Source organism: Flexithrix dorotheae DSM 6795, from assembly GCF_000379765.1.
GTDB lineage: Bacteria > Bacteroidota > Bacteroidia > Cytophagales > Flammeovirgaceae > Flexithrix > Flexithrix dorotheae.
In genome coordinates, this window is record NZ_KB903452.1 from 65,431 (window position 1) to 90,595 (window position 25,165).

A 25,165-nucleotide genomic window follows, 5' to 3' on the forward strand; every position below is an offset into this window, starting at 1 on the left:
ATTTTTTATCTCTAAACCAACCAGATTATACCTGAACTATCATTATGCCTAAAAAATATTACAACAAAGAAAATTTGATTAATGTCATAAAAGGGAAATTATTCCTTTTAAATTTTTTTCTAGCCTTTTTTTTTCAAAAAATAATTCTTGCCCAAACTTCGGGAAATAATGAAGCCATATTATTGTATAAAGTTGTCATTCCTCCTGCTTTTTGTGAAAGTAGTAATGGGTTGAGTTTTGGAGGAGATCTTAGGATTGGAGATTTAAATAATGATGGTAAGCTAGAATTTTTGATTTATAGGGCTATATCGAGTATAAATGGCGGAGGTGTACAGCCTTGTTTTGTTGGGGCCTTTGATTTTGAAGGTAATATTTTATGGCAAAAAGGAAAAGGGGGAAAGCAACCCAATCGTCCTGGTCCGGTAGCGATTTACGATTTAAATGCAGATGAAAAAAATGAGGTGATTTGTCTTTTTGTGGAAGACTCCTCAGTTATTTCTCCCTATTCTATGAAAAACATTAAATTACTTTTATTGGACGGGGAAAATGGGGAAATATTGAAATCTACCAAACCATCTGTATTCAATAAGACAGAAGGAGAAGGTCCAAATTGGGTACACCAGAGAATTTTAATTGCCAACCTTTCTGGTAACCAGACTCCTCAGGATTTTATCATAAAATTGGGTAAAACCATCTATGCCTTTAATCATCATTTTGAACTTTTATGGGAATATTACAATGCCAACGATCAATATCAAAATTGCCCAGCCTATATACCTGCGGTAGGTGATATAGATAATGATGGAAAAGATGAAGTGAACGGAGGCTATTACCTGTTAGATGATGATGGAAAAGTTATGTGGGAAGAAAAATTAGGCAAGAATATGGATTGTGTTGCGATTGATTTCTGGGATAATGACCATCAAAAAAGGGCAATTTGCTCTGGTTATGGATTTGTATTGGATGAAAAAGGAGACACTATTTTGTTTTTGGGAGAAAAATTAGTGCCACATGGACAGGAACTACGAGTTGCTGATTTTGATACTGAATTTGAGGGGAGGGAAATGGTAATTCGATATAATGGTCACCAACAGGATATTAGGGTAATCAGCCAGGACGGGAGGGTAATTAATGAATTTCAAATAAATGCTTCACCTAATCATACCGGCATGGAAGCCGTATATTGGAATGGAAGTAAACAGCCTGCGTTACTCTATAATGGAGGAAGCTTGTGGTCTTCAAAAGGTAAGTTGGTATCGGAATTACCTGGTTTACCGCAGCCCCCTGTTGGAGATAAAAGACAAGGTTGGTACCATTGTATTACTTGCGATATTACTGGAGATGATGGCGAAGAAATTGTGGTTTATAATCCATGGGGAAATGAAATTTTCATTTATACAGCCAATAGAAAAAATTGGAACCAACCTAAAAAATTCAAAGCTGAGGCCAAACAATATAATCCAAGATTGATGGATTAGCATCCAATCAAACATGTTACTTCTTTTTGAAGAGAGCATTAATTTTACCAGTATTTATTTTTCATAATCAGGCTTGTTCCATTAGTCCATAAAACCTGAATCTATTCTTATTTAATTAGTACATTTGGTAGACTTTTCATTTGTACAATTCCAAAAATTTTAGTTTCCTAATTTTAAACAAGTAATTCACTAATTTAATTTGTTAAATAAATGGGTTGAACCATAGCCCCATTGGTAGCTACATCCCAGGCTGCAAACCTTATCCATTTTTTTCCATTTGTATCAAAAGGAATTTCAAATCTCTTTTTCCCAAAAGCCCCCAGGTCGGAAGTGGAAATTATTTGTCGGTCAGTTTTTTCCCCATCTCCCCAAACAATTTCTACAAATTCCAGTGGAAAAGTCCATTCCACATCGGCAATGATAGTCCGTCTATTTCCCATTCCCTTCACTTCATAATGCGGAATAAGCACTTCTCCGGAAGTTACGAAATATTCACCATTTTTCAGTGCATTGACTATAGAACTCATATCATCTATGGCAGGAACTTTATCAAGTTTAAGGTAATTCACCGGTGACATACCATAGGCATCATCATAAGGGGGTTTTCCTCTATGGCCAATATCCGATCGGGCTTCAGATATAGCCAGGGCAAATTTTGGAGTAATGCCCTGTTTAGTCAAGGCATTGCTAGCATTATCCCAGAGGTTTTGGAATCTGTATTCTCCTAGTCGAATCTCAGATCCATCAATTCCCATTCCCCAACGATACCCCAGCCCGAAATAGTTTGAGTGCTGGAAATGTGGTTTTTCATAAATTGCTTCAGGATAACCCGTAGATTTTTTAGTTTCCGGGTGAGGAAGAGAAATCAAAACATTTACGTGTTCTGTCATTTCCATCATATCAGCCGGAGTTCCCAAATTGTAAACCGTACCATATTTTGGATGTTCTTCAATGACTGGTTGTCCTTCCTTCCGTTGTGGTCTCCAAAAAAGCGGTTTGGAAATAATTAATTCGTAATGCCCTCCTAAAAAAGGGGGTCTTCCACCCGTGCTATTTTCATCATTGGGCATCACCAAAAAATCTTTATCCGATTGAGAGCGCGCAGCTTCATAATATTCAGCCAGTTCATCCAGATAGGCTTCTCCTTTATCATGACGGGCAGGGCCTCGCACCCCATCAATGATACCATAAATGTCTATCCCGATCCCTTTTATAGTAGCAATATCATTCAATTGATGATGAAAACCGCCTTTTTCTTTTAATCGCTTTAGCAAACCAACATGGTAATGTTCTCCCATTACTTTATAACCGGGAAGAGGTTTAAACGTATCTCCATGGGTAAATTTAAGTACTTCATCAGCCGCTGCCTCCCCGGTTTTCGAACCAATGTAGAAAAATATAGGCATCCGTTGCCATGTTCCTGGTCTGGCGCTGTATAGGGCAAAGTTTTGGTAAAATTCAGGGTCTTCCTCCAGTTCCGCCTGTCTGATTCCAAATGAAAAAGTGTTATCATCATCTTTTCTATACCAGCTGTAGCCCAGGTTTTGCTCGGTTTCTCTTGCCCAGTAAAAACTGTGGGGTGGGGGAAAGGCAGCAATCGCGCCTTCATTAAGTTCAGCAACAATAAGTCGATTGCTACTTTTCACGATGGTTGGCTGTTCACTTTGTAGCCCTCCAAACTTATATTCCTGCCATTTGTTCACCAAATCTCTCCAAACCATTTTGGAATAATCTTTAATAGGTAATCCCTTTAAGCCAGTATCATATTTAAAGGCAGCCGAAGGATGGTCCGTTTTTGCCACTAGCATTTGTTTTACCAAACCTGACCCCTTGTAAATATCATATTGCAAATAACCCGAAAAAATACCTGCAGTCACTCCTGGAAATTTAATCTCCAGGCGGGAACCATTGGTAATGACCTCACAATTTTTCACTTTAAAATCTGCAACAGCCCGGTTCATTTCCGATTTTTTTCGGGGCATTCCCGGGTGGTTGGCAAAAGCTTCTGCAGCTGGAATAGAAGATTGATGCGAAAGCGGTGGCTTATCCTCAAAGTAGAGTGGTGCATCCCAAAAAGCATCCCATTTAATTTTATTCAGGGTTTCTTCATTGAGGGGAATGCCCAATTCTTCAAGCGGCTCTGTTTGTTGTTGGGTAACCCTTCGTACACCCGAAACTATTTTGTATTCAGGAATTACATTTGTAAAAAGGCTTTCATATTCCCCATTTTTTTGCTGAATACCTAATGATTTTATAGTTGGCATTCCTTTCTGAATGATAAATTCCAGTTGGAGCTGGTTTTCATGATCTCCTTCCCAGTTTAGGATTAGGGTTTCATTTTTTACTTCAGCAGTTAACCCAGGTTGGGCGGTATAATTTTCAAGGTTACAATTCAGTGGATCTGATTGAGCTGTGACCAGATGATTAAAAAAAATTGAAAATAGAAAAATTACGATGGAAAGTTGGTAGATCAATTTAGTAGAGCGTTTTTTCATAATCATTTTGTACTCGAAGAAGTAATTTCCAAGTATAGTAATTGCAGGATTGATTTGCCAAATTTTTCAAATTAAAAAAACCAGAAACCTATTCTTGGAAATCATATTAAATGGATATACACAAGATTAATACATAGTCTTTTTAATCATAATCCTTATAATTAACTTTAAGCATATAATTATAAACTGACTACAAATTGAAAATGAAAAACAAAAGAAGGAATTTTCTTAAAGCTGGAGCTATTTCTGCAGCTTCCATTCCCTTAATGGGTGCTTTCTCAAATGATCAAACTTCGGATGGCAGGTACACGGCCATTGATGAAGCCTGTCAGCTGCCAGTACTCAGAAGAGACTTTTTCCCAGATCCTGTCATCATTGAATCTTGTGAACTGTTGCATTACAACGGGAATTATATGGTCCATGTAAGATCAAAGGATGGTGCGGAGGGCTATTGCGTAGGGCATAATATCAGAATGCCTCATTTATACCCCATCCAGACAATGCTGGTCAATCCCTATTTTATTGGAAAGGATGCCCGTAATCTGGACGAACTGATTGAGGGGGTAACCATGTTTAAAAACAATTACAAATATCAGGGATATACTCTCTGGATTCCCATAGCCACAGTGGAAATGGCCATTTTGGATATGCTGGGCAGGATTGCCAAAAAGAGCATGGGGGAATTGATTGGGGAAATTCATAACAAGGAAATTGCCATTTATAGGGCCAATAATAACCGGGGAAGATCTGCTGAAGAAAGCATAGAAAGGATTAAAAAGCAACAGGAAGAAACTGGGGCAAAGGCCATAAAATTTAAGATTGGTGGAAGACGAAATATTCCCGAATCACCCGAAGGAAGAACAGAAAAGCTGATTCCTTTAATGCGCAAAAACTTTGGAGAAGGCTTCACGATTTATGCCGATTGTAATGGCAGCTATGAAGCACCAGAAGCCATCAGAATTGGTAAAATACTGGAAGCAAATAATATTGATTTGTTTGAGCAACCTGTTCCTACCGATTATTATGAAGACTGGAAACAAACGGCTGATGCCCTGAATATTCCCATTGCTTCTGGTGGAGGAGAAGTAAGTATTCGAAATTTCCGTTGGCTGATTGGAAATGAGGCAGTACAAATGGTACAACAGGATATTTTTTATTTCGGTGGAATGATCAGAAGTATGAAAGTTGCCCGAATGGCAGCCACAAAAGGATATGTCTGTACGCCACATATTTCCGGGACTGGTCTGGGCTATATTTATATGATGCAATTTGTTTCTGCCATTCCCAATGCCGGGCCTTATCACGAATTTAAGGGACTAAGCACGGAAGTGCCTTTCGAATGTAAAACTTCATCTTTAATACCAGAGGATGGCATTTTACACTTGCCAAAAGGCATTGGCAGCGGAGTAGAAATAGATCCTGAGTTTATCGCCAAACATAAGGCTGTTTCTTCTTAAAAACAACTAATACTGATTTCAAATAATAAATTATGCACCATTGCAAAAATACATTTTTTCAGTAGTGCAGGGGGCACATCCAGTGGAAATTGCTAATTGTGGGACTGTGAATTGGAAAATTAGTAAAAACTTTCAATCACACAGGTAAGAAAATCGAAAGGAAGTGTTTAACTAATTCTGTTTCATGTATTAATTTTCAAAGATTTTTGAGTCTCTATTTGAACTAAAACCTGGTATTTTACAGTATCATTTACTTGTTATGGAGTAGTTATGCGGCTATTTTTAAGAGAGGACCCTGGACTCATCTTTTGCTGATATAAACCGCATTGCATGTCTCAAAAAGTTCCCATACCATCTCATTCTTCATGTTGTTAGCTTTCACTTTGTGGAGGCCATAACTGATTTTATGAACTCCACAGCTACCCTCCATCACGATTGCTCTTAGGTTAGTAACGGCCCTGCGAAATTATTTTTTTATCCTGGTATCAATTTGAAGTCCTTTTCTTGGAAAGCAGTTAAAAATCTTTTGGTTTGTTAGATATATGCGACTGCAATAGGTCGCATATATCCGGTCTTCCCCTAGTTGATACAAGTGGCCGAAGACAGCCTTGTGCTTTATAGTACTCCTCTTTAATCGGGTGGGTTCATTCAATAAGAACACTGGTAATTTAGGCCATCATTCTGCCCTTACTTAATAAATTATTTTTCCCATTTTCCAGGCTCATCATAACCAGCCGCTAATTCATCTAAAACCAATAACCAATCGTTTTCTTCGCCTGTGGTTGGTGGTGTGAATTTTTTAATTCCTTTGTTTTCCATTTCTCCGATGGACTTTGTCTCTCCATTCCTTGGATTATACCACCAGGCTTTTATCTGGTCTCCTTTCACTTTTCCCATGACCAGGGTAATCTCCTGACCCACAGCAGCATAAATTAAGGCAAATGACTCATCAGTAGATCCTGCGGCTCTGAGATGGTTTTTATCTTCAGGGTTTTTCCCATAAATGATTGACTGATCAGGAATTAATTTAGATAATGGTCGGGATTCAAATAAATCTCTGACGTGTTGCATATCTGCTGCACCGGGTCTGTCTAGTGCTTCTTTCCAGTCTGTAAGACAGGGAATAGCAATTTCACCCCTTTTTTTAAACATTTGCCAAACCGCATTATTTCCATAAGTATAGCCTGCTGTTCCTGAAAGTAAATTCCAGTAAGCAAAAACTCTGGAGTCATATCCGGTAAAAAATCCTGCTTTAAAATGAGCCCTGTTTTTAATAATTCCATCCGCAGATAAAGTGCCTGATGGTACTCTTTTATCACTGTATTGACTAAAATCCATAAAATCCCAAAACCTCACTGGTATATCCTCATAAGCGGGTTCTCCCTCTACAAATGGTTTTTTGGGATTTAGGAATTGAAGCTTTTCTGCGTATTTATACACGCCATTGAATGGTTTTTCATGGCCACTTTGGTACATATTAAAATCCAACCAATTTTCATTATGTAACCAATAAGAAGAAACAGATCCACCCCTGGGATGGTAGGAAATGAGATGTTTTCCCTGATCTCCATTTTTCAAACCTTTAGCCATTGCCCTCCAAATTTCCAGCACCTCTTCATTGGCGATATTCCTATCTCCTCCCAGAATCCAAATAATTGGTTTATCCTTATATCTTTTGCCCAGGAATTCACCAAAAACCTTAGCATTTTCCTTATTGAAAATAATGGGGCCGGCACCAGGGTTTTCAGAGTAAACCTTATCACCCCAGGTGGGCAAAATGGCAATAAATAAACCTAATTTTTCCGCCTGATTTACGATAAAATCTACATGTTCAAAATAGCTTTCATTTGGTTTTGTGGGGTCAAGATTTTCGAATGGAACATGACCGTAAGAATTTGGTGCCCGAAGACCATTGTTTTCGGCAAGTACTACTGCCTGAATAACCGTAAATCCTTTTTCTGCCCGGTTTTTCAAATAATATTGCGCTTCCTTTTCATCGAGTTTATGAAATAATTCCCATGCGGTATCTCCAATCCACACAAACTGCTTACCATTTGCATATTCCAGTTTATTAGTTTCAGCGTTCACCACTAAGCGCTGAGCAAAATGGACATTTAAGTTGATAAAGAATAAGCAGAAAAATAAAAAGATTGTTTTCATAAGAATTGTATGCTATAAAAGCTATTTTCATTAGCAGTCAGAACCTAACTTCGGCTAAAGTTAAAAAAAGAGCGGGACTTTAAGCATGAAAAAGCACTTTCAGACCAGCAAGGCCAGATTGCTTTAACATTTACTTAACTCATTTAACTTTTACCTGGCTAACCTTAACTTTTGATTATCACACTGGTGTTGGTTTATGGTAGACCTTTGTATTAAAAAAAAATATGAAGGATTTTATCTCAATTGTAGTCCTCTTTATTTTCACACTTCCAGGTTTTGCAAGCAATAACTATCAGGACAAATTGCATGTATATTTCGATTGTAAAGACTGTGATATGACTTATCTGAAAAGTACCATTACCACCATCAATTATGTAAGAGACAGGAAATTAGCCGATTTGCAAATTATAATCAATGGTAATGGCAATGGGGCAGGGGGAGTGAATTATACGCTCAGGTTTCTGGGATTGCAACCCCACACTGAGAAAATAAATTTTGAAATGGAAATGAATGTGGAGCCAGGAAAAACCAAACAGGAAATCCGGGAGAAAATGGTGGAAGTTATCAATTCAGGGCTGGCGCCATATTTATCAAATGGACAATTTAAGGAAATAGAAAAAACAGGAAATAACACTTCGAAAAAGGTTTTGGATACTAAGGATAAATGGAATTACTGGGTATTTTCAATTTCATCAGAATTTGAATTGAACAGGGAGAGCAGGAGGGAAGAAATCGAATTTGAAAATGAATTAGATATTGATAGAATAACTGAAGAATGGAGGATAAGAGGGGAATTAAATCACGAATTCAAAAGGAATAAACTCCAGAAAGATGATGGGGAATTTGTGAGTGATCTGAATACCTATTATGGTTCATTTTCTGTAGTAATAAGCCTGGGTAGTCATTATTCGGCTGGAATTTTCAGTAGCTTATGGAGCAATTCGGTAAAAAATATTGCCACCGGCTCGTCTCTTAAGGCTGCTTTTGAGTATAATTTTTTCCCTTACCGTGAGGTATATAAAAGGGAACTGACCATCGCTTATTTTTTGGGAATAAATACCTTTCATTATGAAGAAGAAACTTTGTATGATCGCACCAGCGAACAGCTTTACGGACAATCTATAGCCATTGAGTACAATACCATTCAGCCCTGGGGAGGAATCAGGGCAAAAGCAGAAGGTTTTGCTTTTATTGAAGATTTTAGTAAAAACAGAATGGAATTTGACCTGAGAATCAGCAACCGGATTTTTAAAGGTTTGTTTCTAAATCTGAGTGGAGAAGTAGCCTTTATTCGGGATCAAATCTATCTTCCAAAAGGAAATGCTTCTATTGAGGAAATTTTATTGGACAGAAAGTCATTAGCCACGGACTTTGAATATGGCTTTAATGTAGGGCTTTCCTATGTGTTTGGCTCTACTTATAACAATGTGGTAAATACCAGACTTTAGGCTGATATTTACCACATTGATTGCTTTTAATCTAAAGAAAAATAGAGTTCGAAAATAATGGAAATTCTACTTCGAATCATACCATTTCTTCATTGTATAAAAGGCTTTTTTCTTTACACCAGTTTCAGAGATTAAACCTTTTCTGTTGTACCCATCCTGAATACCGGGGAGTAATCTTTTGGGAGATTTAAAGTCTTTCAATAGCCAGGGAGTAGTGCCTCTCAGGAATGGAATCTTGTTGAACATAACGATATTATGCTGGTAAACATCGTTCTGGAAATCTTCCGTCCAAACTTGTTTTTTATTACCAAAGTAGCCTTGTAAAGCACCACCTCCAAACTCGCTAATAATTAAAGGTTTGGTGTATTTCATTTCCCATCGCATGGTGTCTGCTTTCTCAGGAGTGCCCACATACCATCCAAAATATTCATTACAGCCATAAACATCAAGGTACTCAGCCAGTGGGTCTTCCAACATCACTGTATTGGGTTTATCTTCCGGTACATGGATTTCCAGGGCTGCAGTAACAAGTCTGGTTGGGTCTGTTTTTTTGGAATATTTCGCCAAATTGGAAATAAAAGTGAGTCTGCTATCACTCAGTGGTGTTTCATTTGCCATCGACCACATAATTACCGATGCCCTGTTGCGGTCTCTGGTAATCACTTCTGTCAACTGATTTTGAGCGTTTTTATAAGTATCAGGGTTATCCCATAGAATCGTCCAGTAAACAGGGTTTTCTGCCCAAACCATGATACCCATTTCGTCCGCCACCCTGATCATATTTTCATTGTGTGGGTAGTGTGCCAGCCTTACAAAATTACAGCCCAGTTCCTTTGCCCAACCCAGTAAAATCTGAGCTTCATCTCGGCTAAATGCCCTTCCAAATCGATAAGGAGCTTCTTCATGAATACAGATTCCCTTTAAAAATACAGGCTTTTTATTCAGCAAAATATCATAGCCATCTACGGAAATATCCCTGAAGCCAATTTTGTCGGTTAGAGTTTCAGATGGCGTTTTGATAGACACTTCATATAACTTGGGATTAGCCGGAGACCACAAATCCAGTTTGGCTTTAAATGAAAACTGAGCATAACCTTTTTCGTCTGTGCTTACTTTTTCATTGATGCCAGCTTCAGGAATTTCAATAGCAATTTTTTGTTTTTCCGAAGCGCCTTCTATTTGCACCCAACCTTCTATCTGGTTCAGTGTTCCATTTTTGAGGTTGATACTATACTGTTTCACAAAAGATTTCGGTAATGCTACAAGACTTACAGACCGGGTAATTCCTCCATAATTCCACCAGTCGAAATTTACAGTGGGCACAGCTTCTCTTTTCCTGGTATTATTTACCCTTAGCACAAGATGATTTTCTCCATCCTCTAAAAGGTCGGTCACTTCAAAATTGAAAGGGGTAAAACCGCCAATATGGTCGCCCAGTTTTTTGCCATTCAGGTAAACATTCGCTTCATAATTTACACCTCCAAAGTAAATGAACTGACGTTTGTCTGCATCTTTTGTATATTGAAAAGAACGCTTATACCAAACACTTCCTTCATAATATTCGAGTTCCTTAAGCTGGGAATTCCAGTCTCCAGGAACGTTTACCAATGGTGATTTGTCAAAATCATATTCAATTCTGTCAGACATGTTTTGAGGTTTGGCATTGGCAGCAAAGCTGTTGGCCGGAGCATTAGGCTTAAGCCTGTAATCCAAATAGCCCACTTCCATCGGGTCGATAATTATTCGCCATTTGCCATCAAGGGAAAATGTATTTCTGCCCTGGATATTGATGATTAAATTTTCAGCGGGGTTATCCGGAATTGGTGTTTGGGCAATACCCTGAAAAATGATTAGGCAGAAGAAGTAAGTGTGTAATAAATTAATCTTTATTAAATTATTTTTCAATTTCATTATTTATAGTAGATTAGTTTAAGTTTTCCTGAAGTTGCAATCTAAGGCTTTGTATCCTTTCTGTGAAATTTTCATCATTGGCTAAGTTTTTTTTCTCTAAATGGTCTGTCCTGTGATCATACAATTCCTCTAAAAAAAAACCATTTTGTGTGGAAGGATTTTCCCATTGGATAAATCTAAAATCAGGTGTTCGTATGGAATTGCCCACAAGACTGTCCCGGGGAATTTGTGAGATGGCAAAATTTCTTTTTTTATTAAAAAGGTCTTCTCCCTGTAAATCTACTGGTGTTTCAAACCCACATAGTTTTGCCAATGTAGGATAAATATCTATAGTTTCTACTATATTATTCACAACTTTAGGTGATGCTCCGGGGGCTTTTATAATTAAAGGAACTCTGGTATCAATATCCATATTGGAGTGTTTGCTCCATCGTCCATATTCTCCCAGTTTCCAGCCATGATCTCCCCAAACTACCACAATGGTATTTTCTGCCAGGTTTAGCTGTTCCAGTTTTTCCATTAACAAACCCACCTGGGCATCTATAAAACTGACACAGGCAAAATAACCCAGTTTTAAATGCCGGGAAAGGGAGTCGTGATAGGGTTCTTCAATGTTGATATCAAGATAACTCCCGGGTTCTGACCATTCTCTGAAAATGTAAGGGGCTGCATTTTGCGGTAGACTGTCCAGGTTAGGAAGCGGGATATTTTTACTTTGATACAAATCCCAGTATTTTTTTGGAGCAGTGAAAGGAAGGTGTGGTTTATAATAGCCAACGCCCAGAAAAAATGGCTTTCCGTTTTCCTTCATCATCTGAAGGGCTTCAATGGCCTTTTCTGTTACCATTCCATCAGGATAGGCATTGTCTGGTACATCTACCGATTCGGTTGCCGTACTTTTATGGCCATTGTTCGATGCGGCAATTTCAATATTTTCCCTGCTGGCATAAGCCTGAATAGGATGATCCATGGGCGGTAACCAACAGGGTTTATCCCAAGAAAGATCATCCTGTAAGTCCTTACTATTGTGGTAGATTTTCCCAAACCCCTGACTCTGATAGCCTTTCGACTTAAAAAATTGTGGAAGGGTAACGGCATTGGGTAATTGCTTTCGAAAATGAGTTTTCAGGTCCATTACTTCGGTTTGGGCAGGGCGCATACCAGTCAGTAAACTTGTTCTGGAAGGGGAACACCAGGATACAGAACAAAATGCCTGTTCAAAGCGAGTGCCTTCAGCAGCCAACTGATCGATATGGGGTGAAAACACCTCATTTATGCCATAACAACCCAATTCTGGCCTTAAATCATCAATGGTAATAAATAGAATATTTGGAGGGTTATGGGAACGATCTTTCTGACAACCTGAAAATAAAACCACTAAACCCCATCCCCATAAAATTAATTTTGAACGCCACATTTTTCTATGATGGTTTGAATTTTTTGTTGATTTTCGAAAAATGATTTTAAATTATTTTCCTGCTTTAATTCCTCTGGCAAATTAGGGATATTAATAAAAAAGTTATTTTCAAATTTACCAGCTGGGATTATTTCATAACCGAAATAGGCTAAACCATTACCCACAAAAATATTTCCTTTATAATTGACATCCTTAGGCAATCCATCCCAACTTCGATGACCCAAAATGGATTTCGTTCCACCACCTGCAATCACGATATTATCTTCTATATATCCTTTCACCACCCGACTAACAATGGCTATCGAACCTGTGCCGGAAGACGCATTATTGGTATGGTCATTCACACTAATATTATGGCGAATAATGTTGTCATGTCCATTATCATCATGACCGAAAAGCATATATCCGGGGCCTTCGTTATCATGGCTGTAGTTATATTGAATGATGCAATTTGTAGAACTGTTGTCAATGGAAAAAGGTGCGCCATCTCTGTCAAATGCTGCTTTGCATTGATAGCCTTCGTTAAATTGGAGAATACAGTGGTCGCTATCGTACCACCATATCCCATTGGAAATAGCCACCAGACCAGTCCTCCAGACTTCATTGTATTCCATTATCCCATCTTTACATTGCCTGATAATCGCTCCATCCCGCACAATGTCATGAATTTTATTATTCCGAATGCTTACGCCTAAAATGGGGTAGGTAACTTCTCCATCTGCTATTCCCTTATTAACCTTGTAATCGCTCCCAATGCTTATACCACAGCTTCCCAAATCGTGTAGATGACAATTTTCTATGATGATTCCATTCCACCAACTGGGCTTTTCGTCTTTATTGGCTTTAAAAACTATCCCGCCTTTTGTTTTTGGGGGATAGGAAATATTTGCCGCTTCATCGAAAACAGCATAGACCTCCACATGATCAATCCTGACCTGAGACAATTCCCCGGCATCTTTGGCTTCCATCAATATACCGTTTTCTCCTTTTGGATTGGTAATAACCAGATGTTCTACGGTAATAAATTCGGGATTGGTAATATGAATGGCTGCTTTATTTTCATCGCCATCAATTACGGGATTATTGCCAGTGCCATATCTGGATATCACAATTGGCTGCTCCCTGCTGCCTTGGGCATTTTCCAAAAATATTCCTCCGGTCAAAGTATCGTTTGCGAGCACAAGAAGACTGTCTCCGGGTTTTAGGAAAATACTTTCCAGAGGTTTGGAAGATTTCCAGGCAGCATCCGGAGATTTTCCGTTATGCTTATCATTTCCACCTGAAGGATTGATATAAAAATTGGTGGCAAATATCCACTGATGAAAACAGCTCAAGATTATAAATGTGAATATAAGTTTCATGTTTAACAAGTCAATTTAGTATTGTAGAATAAACCCCCTTCCATGTACATTGGCAATTTGTATGGCGGGATCAGCCTTCAGGTATTTCCTTAATTTGGCTACATGTACGTCCATGCTCCTTCGGTTGAAATAATCATTTTTCCCCCAGAGTTTGCTCAAGGCCATTTCCCTCGGCAACAGCCTGTTTTGATGCTCAAAAAGTAGTTTTAACAGCTGGATTTCCTTCTCTGATAAATGAATTTCTTTCTGTTTGATCACCAGCTTTTTTAGTGCCCAGTAAATCGTATACTCACCCAAGTGGTCAATCGCATTATCTTTAGCAATTGGACCCGGCTGCGTTCTTTTTAAAATGGCCTGAATTCTGGCCACCAGCTCCTCTTCATCTATGGGTTTCACTAGGTAATCGTCTGCCCCGAGTTTAAATCCTTTTAGTTTGTCTATTTTCATTCCCTTGGCTGTTAAAAAAATTACCGGCTGATCAGGACTGATCTCTTTAATTTTTCCCACCAGTGAAAATCCATCCTGTCCGGGTAACATCACATCAATAATACAAAGATCGAATTCATCCTTTTTGAAAGCCTGTTCCCCTTTTAGCCCATCATCCATCAGGGAAACTTTAAACCCCTGCATGTCCAGGTATTCGGAAAGTGCATAGCCAAGCGTAGGATTATCTTCAACCAGTAATATTTTAGCCGATGGATTCATGAGTAACTATTTGAGATGAAAAAACAGGAAAAGTAAGGATAAAACAAGAGCCTTTTCCCAACTGGCTTTTTAATTGAATATGACCGTTGTGCATTTCGATAATCAATTTCACGTAACTTAAGCCGAGCCCAAAACCTTTCACATTGTGTTGATCTCCCTGGCTGGAACGGAAAAACTTTTGAAATACCTGAGCATGGTCTGCATGAGCAATTCCAATACCTTTATCTTCAATGGACAACTCAATATTTTCGGAATTCCCACTGGTTGAAACCCTAATTTCCGGAGCTTGCTGGCTATATTTAATGGCATTATCAATCAGATTGTGTAGTACATTTCTGATATGCTCGCTATCGGCTAAAATAAATGGATTCGGACTCTTTAAATCAAATTGAATATTTCCTCCAGCCTCTTTTATCTGATAGCTATATAATTTTAAGTTTTCTTCCAAAAATTCATGAAGATTGATCGGGTGTAATTTCAGTTTTAAACTTCCCTCTTCCAGAGAAGCCAAATCCAACATTTTTTCAACCTTTCCCTTTAATAGTTGATTTTCCTGTTCAAGCAATTGAATGGGTTCCTTAGTCCTTTCATAATTCCCATTCTTTTGATGTTTTGCTATAATTTTAAAGATGACAGAAGAAGCAAAGATTGGGGTTTTGAGTTCGTGCGCCAGGTTATTTATAAAATCATTTTTCATATCCGAAATTTCCCGTTGCTGTCTTAAAGCCCAGAGTGTACTCATAAAACTTCCAAGCAAAATCAATATAAGTAGAAAAGAAAGAATGAGTAAATATGCAATTTGCCGGATGAGAAATAAGTACTGGTTATGAAAGAAAATTCCAAAGCGGTATTTCCCCTTTCCCATTGCATTTCTCACCCGGTAGCCGGCCCTTTCGGAGTATTTACTAAAAGCATCAAGGTCAATGGCTTCATCAAGAGAACTCATCACCACCCTTTCGTGCTGAGTGCGGTAAAAAGCAAAATCGTATTTCAAAAATGAGAGTTTAAATTCATGCAATACACTGTCCATAATAAAATGGACATCCTGTTTTGATTGCTTTACAAGTCCTTCTTTTAAAGATTTTCCCTTTTCAAAATCCTGAAAGATTCGGATTAATTGTTGACTAACCACTTCATTTCCTTCAATGCCATGATGGATTTCCAACAACACATCCACCATGGTTTCATTGAAATTTTGTTCCTGTAATTTAATCTCTACCCGAATGAGATATCCCTGCACGATTACCAGGGCAATCAGAGAGGAAGTCACCAATCCGATCATTAATTTGTGATGATGTCTTGCCAAATTTATCCAGCGATTTTTCCATCTGCTCATAGGTGAAACAGCTTTAATTTCAGGATTGTTTTCAGAGCATAATTATCCAATTAATCCATTGAAAGCAAAGGATTTAACATTCACTTAACACTTTTAACCTTCTCTTGGCTCTCTTTAACTTTCCCTTGTGTTTTATCAATAGAAAGGTATGCTAACTTTGAAAAATCAATTTATTGGATAATTTAAAATTTCAGAAAAATGTACAGATTTTCAAAGTAACACAAATATGATTATATTAAAACTTGGTGTCTTTTCTATTAAGACGGATGGATGTCAATTAAAAAAGCCTAGGTCGAAAACCAGTAAATGATGAGATTTTTACCAATATACCTGATACTACTATTATACTTTAATAATACTTTTTCACAAAAGAAATTAAGTGAGATAAAATTTGAGAATCTTTCGGTAGAACAGGGGCTTTCTAATAGTAAGGTAAATTGTATTTTTCAGGATTCCCAGGGCTTCATCTGGATAGGCACTACCAATGGACTGAATCGATATGACGGCTATGAGTTTAAAATTTTTATAAATGATAAAAATGATCCAGAATCCATTGTCGGAAATGGTATAAATAAAATTATTGAAGATCAAAAAGGCAGGCTTTGGATCGGTACTGAAAATGGGCTTGATATGTACGATAGAGAAAGGGAGGTATTTGTCCATTATCAAAATGACCCAAAAGATGGAAATGCTTTAGCTGATAACAAAGTATATGATTTGTTTCTGGACAAAATTTCGAAATCAAACACAAAACTATGGATTGGTACTCGAAATGGTTTGAATTGCTTTATTGTAGAAAGAGATACCTTCATCCACTACCCGGAAGGTGAAAATTTTTTAAGTCATTACAATGTCAAATCCATTGACCAAGATCGTGAAGGGAATCTTTGGATTGCCACTTTTGGTGGAGGTGTGAATTATTTAGAGACTTCTTCAGGGAAAATTAAGAGGTTTTTACATAATCCCAAAAACCCTAACTCTATCGGTCATAATCTTGCGCATACGCTAGCCATTGACAATACTGGAGTTGTCTGGGTGGGAACCTTTGGGGGAGGACTGGACAAATATGAACCAAAAAATGGAAAATGGACTCATTATCCCTCTGGCCAAAATAATAATACCCTGAACCATGAAAGAGTAAGAGCTGTTTTTCCAGATAATTCTTCTGGAGAGTTTGGCGACTGTATTTGGGTAGGTACCTGGGGCGGTGGAATAAATTTACTAAATAAAAGAAATGAAACTATTTCTCATTTGACATCAAACACTTTTTTAGAAAGTGGATTAAGAAGTAATACTATAAATACTTTCTATAAGGATAATACAGGGATTCTTTGGGTAGGTACCTCAGATGGTATTCATAGATATGACCCAAAAATATTTAAAATTAAAAATATTAAATCTGAGCCTAAAGGATTAGGAGGTCTAGGTAATCATGAAATTGTGGTATTATTTACAGATTCACAGGATAGAATATGGATCGGAACCAGGGGAGGAGGGCTTAATTTGTATTTTCAAGAAACTGGTGAATTTGTTGCATTCAATCATAACCCCGAAAATCCCAATAGTTTGGTGGATAATTCTGTTACTGATATTAAAGAGGATAAGGAAGGAAATCTATGGATTAGTACTGAAAATGGTTTATCAAAATTTAACGTCCAAAAAAAGGAGTTTAAAAATTTTCAATCTCTTCTAAAAAAAGAGGGAGAAGTAAAAAATAGTAATATCCATAGAATTTTTATTGATACTAAAGAAAATGTCTGGTTATTATATTGGTATGACGGTGTTGGTAAACTTAATATAAAAACAGAGGAGTTAACTCATTTTCAACACTTTGATACTAACCTGGAAAAATCGGAAAATAAACTCGCTCGCTCGATTTATGAAGATAAAAATGGAGATATATTCATTGGTACAACTTCATCTATTGAAAAGTGTAATCCAATTTCAGGAGAATTTGAACATTTTAATTTGAATCAGTCAATTACAGGAATTTGGCAGGATGAACTTAATAATTATTGGTTAATTGCTGATGGTCACTTAACTCAGTTTAACTTTCTGACCTTAGAACAAAAGGTATTTCCAATTGAAGAAAATTATAATGTTTTACAAAGTTTTGTTATGGATACCAAGGGAAAATTCTGGTTAGGAAGTAATAATGGAATTCATTTCTTTGATGTTCAAAATCAAAATTTTAAATATTATAATGAAAGGGATGGCCTTCAGGGAAGAGCTTTTAACTGGAATGCAGCAACCAGAAATGGAAAAGGAGAACTGTTTTTTGGTGGAAATAACGGATTCAATATTTTCCATCCTGACAGTCTAATTGATAATCCCTATTTACCTAAAATTGTTTTAACTGAATTTAAACTATTTAATAAGATAGTTAAACCAAAGGAAGGATCTCTATTAAAAAACTCAATTTCCTCAGCAAAGGAGATAATTCTAAAATATGACCAAAATGTCATTTCCTTTGGTTTTGCTGCCCTGAATTATACATTATCTGCCAAAAACCAATACGCCTATAGATTAGAAAACTTTGAAAATAACTGGAATAAAGTACTTGAACAAAGAACAGCAACTTATACTAATCTTGATGCAGGAAACTATGTTTTTAGAGTTAAAGCATCCAATAATGACGGGATTTGGAATGAGGAAGGAGTAGGTATAAAGGTAATTGTTTTACCCCCTTGGTGGGAGACTATTTGGTTTAGAGTTTTAATGGTAGCCCTTGTAATTGGTTTAGGAGTGTTATTTTATAAGTTGAGAACAAGGGCCCTGAAAAAACAAAAGAGAATATTAGCACACAAAGTCTCCATAAGGACTAAGGAAGTTATGGATCAAAAAGAAGAAATTATCTTCCAGAAAAAAAATATAGAGGAGAAAAATAGGATGCTGGAAATACAACAAATTGCCTTAATTCAGAAACAGGTATCTTTAACAGAAACAAACCAAAAGTTGAAAATAGCCAATGACAGTTTAGAAAAACTGGCTAAGCTGATTCAGCAGGCCAATATTAAACTGGACCAAGATAATGTCCTATTAAAACAAAAGGTAGAAGAAGAAACAAAAGCAAGAATAATGTTGAAAGGGGTAGATTTTGAAGAATTCAAAAAGATTTATCCTGATGCAAATTCATGTTATGCTTACTTAAATGAAATAAAGTGGAAAAATGGGTATCAATGCTTAAAATGTGGAAATGTGAACTATAGTTTGGGCAAAACGCCTCTTTCAAGAAGGTGTTCAAAATGTGGTTATGATGAGTCAGTAACAACACATACAATATTTTTTAGATTAAAATTTCCCATTGTAAAAGCCTTTTATCTAGTGTTTATAATTTGTGCATATAAAGATATTTCTATTCAGGAATTGTCTGAAAAATTATCCTTAAGGCGACAAACATGTAGTACCTTTAAACAAAAACTACTTAAGGAGATGGAGAAGAAGAAAAAAGTAACGGGTAATAAAGATGGATGGGGGTATTTGGTTTTAGATCAGGAATATGTCAATTCCTAAAATTTTTCCCAAAATAAATTAAAAAAAGTTTATTGAGAATAAACCGTTCTCTTAAAAATTTTAATTCTAATTATAAACCCCTGACAATCAACTTATCCCCAAATTTTAATGCAATGAGTGTATTGCGATTTAAGCGAACAGGAATGATTATAAATACTTAATTATCAATAACTTAAGTGAAATTTTTAATTCTCAAAATATTGACTTATTCATTTTTAATCCATAGAATTGTAACACTTAAAAACTAAAATATTAATGGTTAAAGTATTAAAGAATACTATTTTCTTTTACTAGAACCTTTACTTAAACTTGTTATTAAATATGAAAATGAATCTGGAAAACTCTTCCTAGAATTTTAATTAATTCCCGGATAAAATTAACATTTTGATGTATATGAATTCTAAATACGAGTTCAATGGTACGCTACGGTTTTTACAACTTGTAGTACGCTATGGATGAGCTATAAAATCCTATTATGGGTTTTCATTTCTTTTAAAAATTTAAATTTTTTTTTATGCAAACTATTACTAAGAATACTTTAATTCTTATACTGTCCCTGCTATGTGTAAATTTTGCTTATAGTCAGGATAGACTGGTAACCGGAACAGTTTCTTCATCTGAAGAAGGCGGTATTCCGGGAGCAAGTATTATCGTAAAGGGAACAAGTGTAGGAACAACATCTGACCTTGATGGCGGATTTAAATTAACATTACCAGAAAGTGCCGAAACGCTGGTAGTTTCCTATATTGGATACAAATCTCAGGAAGTAAATATTGGCAATCAGACTAATTTTGAAATTGTTCTTGAATTGGACCTGCAGCAGCTTAAGGAGGTTGTAGTAGTAGGTTATGGTACACAAGAAAAAGGAGTAGTAACCGGAGCGGTTTCTTCTGTGGATATGGATGATGTTCGGGGACTTCCACTAACTAATGTGGATCAGGCACTACAAGGAAGAGTACCTGGAGTAGTGGTCACTCAAACAGGTGGAGGAGCACCTGGTGGAGCCACACAAGTAAGTATTCGTGGAATTGGTTCTATAAATGGGGAAACGCCTTTATACGTGATTGATGGAATCCCGGTACAACAAAGTGGGCAGGATGCTGATGGGTATAGTTTTTTGAATAACCTGAATCCAAATGATATTGAGTCTATTGATATTCTGAAGGATGCCTCCGCTGCAGCCATTTATGGTTCCAGAGCCTCTGGTGGAGTGGTATTAATTACTACTAAAAGAGGAAAAGAAGGTCCTGTAAAAGTGAATTTTGATGCGTATTATGGAACCCAATCTCCAGGAAAAAATTATGAGGTTTTAAATGCTGACCAATATGTCACTTATCTGAATGAATTACATTCAGGTCCGGATGGACAAATCCCTCCAGCCTTTGAAAATGGGCAAAGACCATCAACAGCAAATACTAACTGGCAGGAGGAACTATTTACCGCAGCGCCTATCCAAAACTATAATCTGGGCATTTCAGGTGGAAAGGAAAATGCTTTATTTTCCCTTGGTTTCGAATATTTCGATCAGGAAGGAACGATGAGAGGAACTGGCTTTGACAGGTATGCTATAAGGGCAAATTCAGATTTTAAAATTGGTAAAAGGATAAAGATTGGAGAAACTATTCTTCTAAGTAAAACTGGAAGAATGACCAATACAGGGTCAGGAGGAAGGCGACCTCAGGAACATGCCATAAAACAAGCCCCAACTGTCCCCGTTTACGATCCAACTTTTTTAGGTGGATTTGGTCACCCGGATGCAGATGAGGGTCAGGATGCCAGAAACCCAATAGCTGATGCAGATTTATTTACCCGTGAACAAGACAGATATAGATTCTGGGGGTCCATTTATGGCGAGTGGGAAATTGTCGATCATCTGACTTATAAATTGCAACTGGGTTTGGATTTTGGATATCAGGATAATATTACCTTTAATCCTGAATTCGATCAAGTCAGAAGATTAAGGGAAAGATCATCTCTTAACAGAAGCCGAAGCCAGGATTTTAACCCGTTGATTGAGCAATTTTTAACATATAATAAATCTTTTGGAGATCACAACTTAAGTGTAATGGCAGGATTCTCTGCGCAATCATTCCAATATACAAGTATTTCAGGTAGTGGTGAGGATATCCCAAATGGAGTAGTTACCCTCGGTGGAGCTTCTACCAATATCACAGTTGGTGAAAGTAAAGTAGAGACTTCTTTAAGGTCTTTATTTGGCAGGGTAACCTATAGCTTTAATGATAAATATCTTTTAACGGCCAACATCAGACGGGATGAGTCTTCTAAACTCTTTAGAGGAAATAATCCAGATGGTGTATTCCCTTCAGTTTCTGTAGGATGGAGGTTATCCGAAGAAAGCTTTATGAATGGCGTTTCTTGGATTAGTGATTTGAAATTTAGAGCTGGTTATGGCGAATTAGGAAACCAATCTCCTCTGGGAGCTTATCCAGTTGATGTTAATTTGAATACTGATTTTTTCTATATACTTAATGGCAATACTCCCGTACAGGGAATTAGCCAAAATAGTTTGGCTAACCCTGATATTCAATGGGAGGTCACCAAACAAATTGATGTGGGAATTGATGCTGGGCTTTTTAATAATCAATTAATGGTAAACTTTGATTATTATAAAAGAAATACTGAAGGGTTAATCTGGCAACAAAGTGTACCGCCATCGGTTGGTTTAGGCCCTCCTGATGTAAATGCAGGGGAGATCGAAAATAGTGGGATAGAATTAGCGCTAACCTATAGAAAGTTTGAAGGAGATTTCCAATTCGACATAGGGGCAAATATCACCACCATCAATAATAATGTGATTTCCCTGGTAAATGATGATTTAATCATTAAGTCTGGAAGCGTTACTGATGATATTAACAATGTTTCATGGACACAGGTAGGTGAGCCAATTGGAACTTTCTATGGCTGGGTAAGTGAAGGAATTTTCAGGAACTGGGATGAGGTTTATAATCATGCTTTTATTAATCAGGCTACAACAGGTGATACTGATGCAAATGGAAATCCCATTTACGATTCCGATAAAAGAGATGAGGAAACAGCGTCTTTAAAAACAGCACCTGGAGATATTAAGTGGAAAGATGTAAATGGTGATGGTATAATTAATAATGAAGACCAGGTAAGGCTGGGTAGTCCAATTCCAGATTTTACCTATGGCTTTACAGCAAATGCAAACTATAAAGGGCTTGATGCTCAATTATTTATTCAGGGAGCGCATGGTCATCAACTCTATAATTCAGCCAAAAGATGGTTAGTAGATTTCAGGCAAAATTTCAATAATGGTATTGAGGCGGCTAGTGCAACTACTTATAGACCAGAATATACAGATTCCGAACCCAGGTTAGTAAGGGCCGACCCCAACAGAAATGTTTTAAGAAGTTCTGACCGGTATGTTTTTGAAGGGTCTTATGCCAGGATAAAAAACCTTACGATTGGTTATAGCTTTAATAATACTGTTTTAGATAAAATTAAGGCCCAAAAATTAAGGATATATGTAACTGCCCAAAATTTGGCAACTTTTACCAATTATTTTGGTTTGGAGCCTGACGTTGGATCCTTAAGTACCGGAACAGCCCGTGATGCTGGGATAGACAGGTTAATTTATCCTCAACCAAGAACCTTTATTCTAGGTGTTCAGGTAGGATTTTAATAGGGGATAATGTTTATCATATACAAATTTTGAAATCAATATTATGAGAAAAATATATTTTAAATCATTATTTATTGCTTTGTTATTTATCTATTCAGGATGTGGAGACAATTTTCTGAATAAAGTAAATGAAACTGCGGTAAATTCAGGCACTTTTTATCAAACAGAGGGTGATGCCATTTCCTCGGTAAATGCTGCTTATGCGCCCCTACAAAACTTAAGTTTGTGGGCAAGAAGAATCCATTTTATGCTCGATTTTTCCTCTGATGAAATTGGTCCAACCCCAAATACTCAGGGAGCCCCTTTTGAGCTTATTCAACATACTTTTGGTCCTACTGGAAACGAGCATATCGATAACCCCTGGAACATGTTTTACCGGGCTATCGCCAAAACCAATATTACCATAGAAAATGTTTCAAAAATGGAAAATATTGATGGTACGGTTAAGAACCAGGTGATAGCTCAGGCTAAATTTATTAGGGCTTTAAGTTATTTTTATATCAACGCGCTTTGGAATGGAGGTCCTTTGAAAACAGATGAGAATACCAATGAATTGAATACAGGAAGGGCTACTCCTTCAGAAATTTGGGTCCAAATTGAAAATGATTTATCTGAAGCTGCTAACAACCTCCCAACTTCATGGGATGACACAAATCTTGGACGTGTGACAAAAGGTGCCGCTTTAGCTTTACATGGTAAAGCCCTACTATATCAGGAAAAATGGGCAGAAGCTGATGCTAAATTTACCGAAGTCATGGGTTTAGGATATTACCTTATCGGTGGAGATGATGATCCTTCCGGAGCTGCAACTACAATAGAAGAGGCCATTGCGGCCATGCGAACCAATCATGATTTTGGTGTGAAAAATAATGGTGAAGCTATTTTTGAAGTGCAATTTGCCTCCGGTGCAGGAGGGTTAAGCTGGAGCAGTGGAGATGCAAGAGGATTAAGAGAATCCACTATCAGACCACGAGAGTATGGTGTGGACGGTAATGCTTTTTATAATGCAAAACCAAGTGATAAACTCATTGCCGAATATGAGGGAAATGGAGGTACTGGTATTGGAGACAGGGATCCGAGAATGGAAGCATTTTTCTTTACTGAAAACAGTACTTTTAAAGGAGAACCTTATATGCCAATTTTCGAAACCTCTGGATATGCCTGGAAAAAATATCAGGACGAAACGGATGCTGCTCAAAATGACAATGATTGCAACCATGATGTGATCAGGTATGCTGATGTGATTTTGATGTCGGCTGAGGCAAAAATCAATCAGGGAAATGTTGCGGGGGGAATCGAATTAATTAATAAAATCAGGAAAAGAGCTGATCCTTCAGGTACAATTTTACCTCCAAGGGATACTGGTATTTCGCAGGCTGCTGCTTTGGATTTCCTTATCCATGAGAGGTTTGTAGAATTATGTGGAGAACAGGTAAGAAGAACTGACCTAGTAAGATGGGGGATTGCAAAGGATAATATTGCCAATTTCCAGGCAGGAAAACATGAGTACTTCCCAATCCCTCAAAACGAGATTGATGCAAATCAGGAATTAACTGATGCAGATCAGAATCCTGGGTATTAAGATAAACTTAATTTCCGGATTGAAAGCTCCGGAAGTTTTTTCGATTCATTTCATATTTGAATGAAATTTTTGACTCCTATTTCGATGAAATAGGGGTCATTTTCTAATATTTTATTTTGTAAACATTTTAATAATCCATCACTAAAAAACGAGCAAATGAACTTGAAAAAAATAATTGGAATATTAGCTTTTATAATAATTATTTCTTCTGCCAAGGCCCAATATAGTTTTCAGGAAAAGGAAGGCAAAATTACCATAGAAGCCGAATATTTTACATCCTCAAAAGGAGGCTGGGAAGAAGTAGAAGGGAGAAATGCTTACACTTACGAACAACAGGGCTTTGGACTGGAATGGACTGGAAAACATATCATTATTACTGATAATGCTTTATTTCCAACACTTCCCAAAGGTGAAATTGCTTTGGGAGAAAAAGGATTTTCCATGAGTTTTGGCAAACCAGGAACCGAGGCNAAAATACTGGCCAAATATCCAAAATATNACGATTTAGCCTCCATTTTTTATTATGAAAAAGGCGCACAACTTCCCAAAGGAAAAGCTGCCGAAAAGAGACTTTGCCAGCATTTTGCCTTCGACCGTTTGAATGAACAGGGAAGGGAAATGTGTAAAGGAACCCTGAT

13 protein-coding genes are annotated in these 25,165 nt (G+C 37.2%); 6 read left to right on the plus strand and 7 right to left on the minus strand.

The features are described 5' to 3' along the window. Window positions 1-44 precede the first annotated feature (44 nt). A complete protein-coding gene (locus A3EM_RS0121720; protein ID WP_020530361.1) occupies window positions 45-1,478 on the plus strand; it encodes a rhamnogalacturonan lyase family protein in 1,434 nt (477 codons plus the stop codon). Window positions 1,479-1,672: 194 nt separating this feature from the next. Here A3EM_RS0121720 and A3EM_RS0121725 read toward each other — a convergent pair whose 3' ends face one another. After that, complete coding sequence (locus A3EM_RS0121725) at window positions 1,673-3,979, minus strand: CehA/McbA family metallohydrolase domain-containing protein (RefSeq protein WP_020530362.1); 2,307 nt, start codon at window positions 3,977-3,979, stop codon at window positions 1,673-1,675. 197 nt (window positions 3,980-4,176) lie between these two features. Here A3EM_RS0121725 and A3EM_RS0121730 point away from each other — a divergent pair, with 197 nt between their 5' ends. Next, complete coding sequence (locus A3EM_RS0121730) at window positions 4,177-5,430, plus strand: mandelate racemase/muconate lactonizing enzyme family protein (protein WP_020530363.1); 1,254 nt, start codon at window positions 4,177-4,179, stop codon at window positions 5,428-5,430. 699 nt (window positions 5,431-6,129) lie between these two features. Here A3EM_RS0121730 and A3EM_RS0121735 read toward each other — a convergent pair. After that, window positions 6,130-7,590 (minus strand): glycoside hydrolase family 140 protein, encoded by a 1,461-nt coding sequence (locus tag A3EM_RS0121735; protein WP_020530364.1) that lies wholly within the window; start codon window positions 7,588-7,590, stop codon window positions 6,130-6,132. A 224-nt stretch (window positions 7,591-7,814) separates the two neighbouring features. Between A3EM_RS0121735 and A3EM_RS46105 the strand changes: the two genes are divergently transcribed. Further along, window positions 7,815-9,038 (plus strand): hypothetical protein, encoded by a 1,224-nt coding sequence (locus A3EM_RS46105; protein ID WP_020530365.1) that lies wholly within the window; start codon window positions 7,815-7,817, stop codon window positions 9,036-9,038. Window positions 9,039-9,104: 66 nt separating this feature from the next. Here A3EM_RS46105 and A3EM_RS0121745 read toward each other — a convergent pair whose 3' ends face one another. Genes A3EM_RS0121745 through A3EM_RS43295 form a run of 5 tightly spaced genes read right to left on the minus strand, consistent with a single transcriptional unit; the run spans window position 9,105 to window position 15,768 of the window. After that, on the minus strand, window positions 9,105-10,949 hold the full coding sequence (locus tag A3EM_RS0121745) for a glycoside hydrolase family 2 protein (protein WP_020530366.1): 1,845 nt from the start codon (window positions 10,947-10,949) through the stop codon (window positions 9,105-9,107). Window positions 10,950-10,962: 13 nt separating this feature from the next. Continuing rightward, window positions 10,963-12,366 (minus strand): sulfatase, encoded by a 1,404-nt coding sequence (locus A3EM_RS43290; protein ID WP_020530367.1) that lies wholly within the window; start codon window positions 12,364-12,366, stop codon window positions 10,963-10,965. Then, the gene (locus tag A3EM_RS0121755) at window positions 12,348-13,727 is read right to left on the minus strand and encodes a right-handed parallel beta-helix repeat-containing protein (RefSeq protein WP_157638019.1); all 1,380 of its coding nucleotides are present in this window, start codon (window positions 13,725-13,727) and stop codon (window positions 12,348-12,350) included. Before A3EM_RS0121755 ends, A3EM_RS43290 begins: the two co-directional genes overlap by 19 nt. Before the next feature lie 15 nt (window positions 13,728-13,742). Then, the gene (locus tag A3EM_RS0121760) at window positions 13,743-14,432 is read right to left on the minus strand and encodes a response regulator transcription factor (RefSeq protein ID WP_020530369.1); all 690 of its coding nucleotides are present in this window, start codon (window positions 14,430-14,432) and stop codon (window positions 13,743-13,745) included. Continuing rightward, entirely contained in the window at window positions 14,416-15,768 is a 1,353-nt protein-coding gene (locus A3EM_RS43295) for a sensor histidine kinase (RefSeq protein ID WP_083925288.1), read from the minus strand. The genes A3EM_RS0121760 and A3EM_RS43295 overlap by 17 nt, the downstream gene beginning before the upstream one ends. 306 nt (window positions 15,769-16,074) lie before the next feature. Here A3EM_RS43295 and A3EM_RS0121770 point away from each other — a divergent pair, with 306 nt between their 5' ends. The 3 genes from A3EM_RS0121770 to A3EM_RS0121780 all read left to right on the plus strand — a co-directional run bounded on the left by A3EM_RS0121770 (window position 16,075) and on the right by A3EM_RS0121780 (window position 24,527). After that, the gene (locus A3EM_RS0121770) at window positions 16,075-19,281 is read left to right on the plus strand and encodes a two-component regulator propeller domain-containing protein (RefSeq protein ID WP_083925289.1); all 3,207 of its coding nucleotides are present in this window, start codon (window positions 16,075-16,077) and stop codon (window positions 19,279-19,281) included. Between the two features lie 514 nt (window positions 19,282-19,795). Continuing rightward, window positions 19,796-22,945, plus strand: coding sequence for a SusC/RagA family TonB-linked outer membrane protein (locus A3EM_RS43300; protein WP_020530372.1), 3,150 nt, complete (start codon window positions 19,796-19,798; stop codon window positions 22,943-22,945). 43 nt (window positions 22,946-22,988) lie between these two features. Further along, window positions 22,989-24,527, plus strand: coding sequence for a RagB/SusD family nutrient uptake outer membrane protein (locus A3EM_RS0121780; RefSeq protein WP_020530373.1), 1,539 nt, complete (start codon window positions 22,989-22,991; stop codon window positions 24,525-24,527). The last annotated feature ends 638 nt before the right edge of the window (window positions 24,528-25,165 follow it).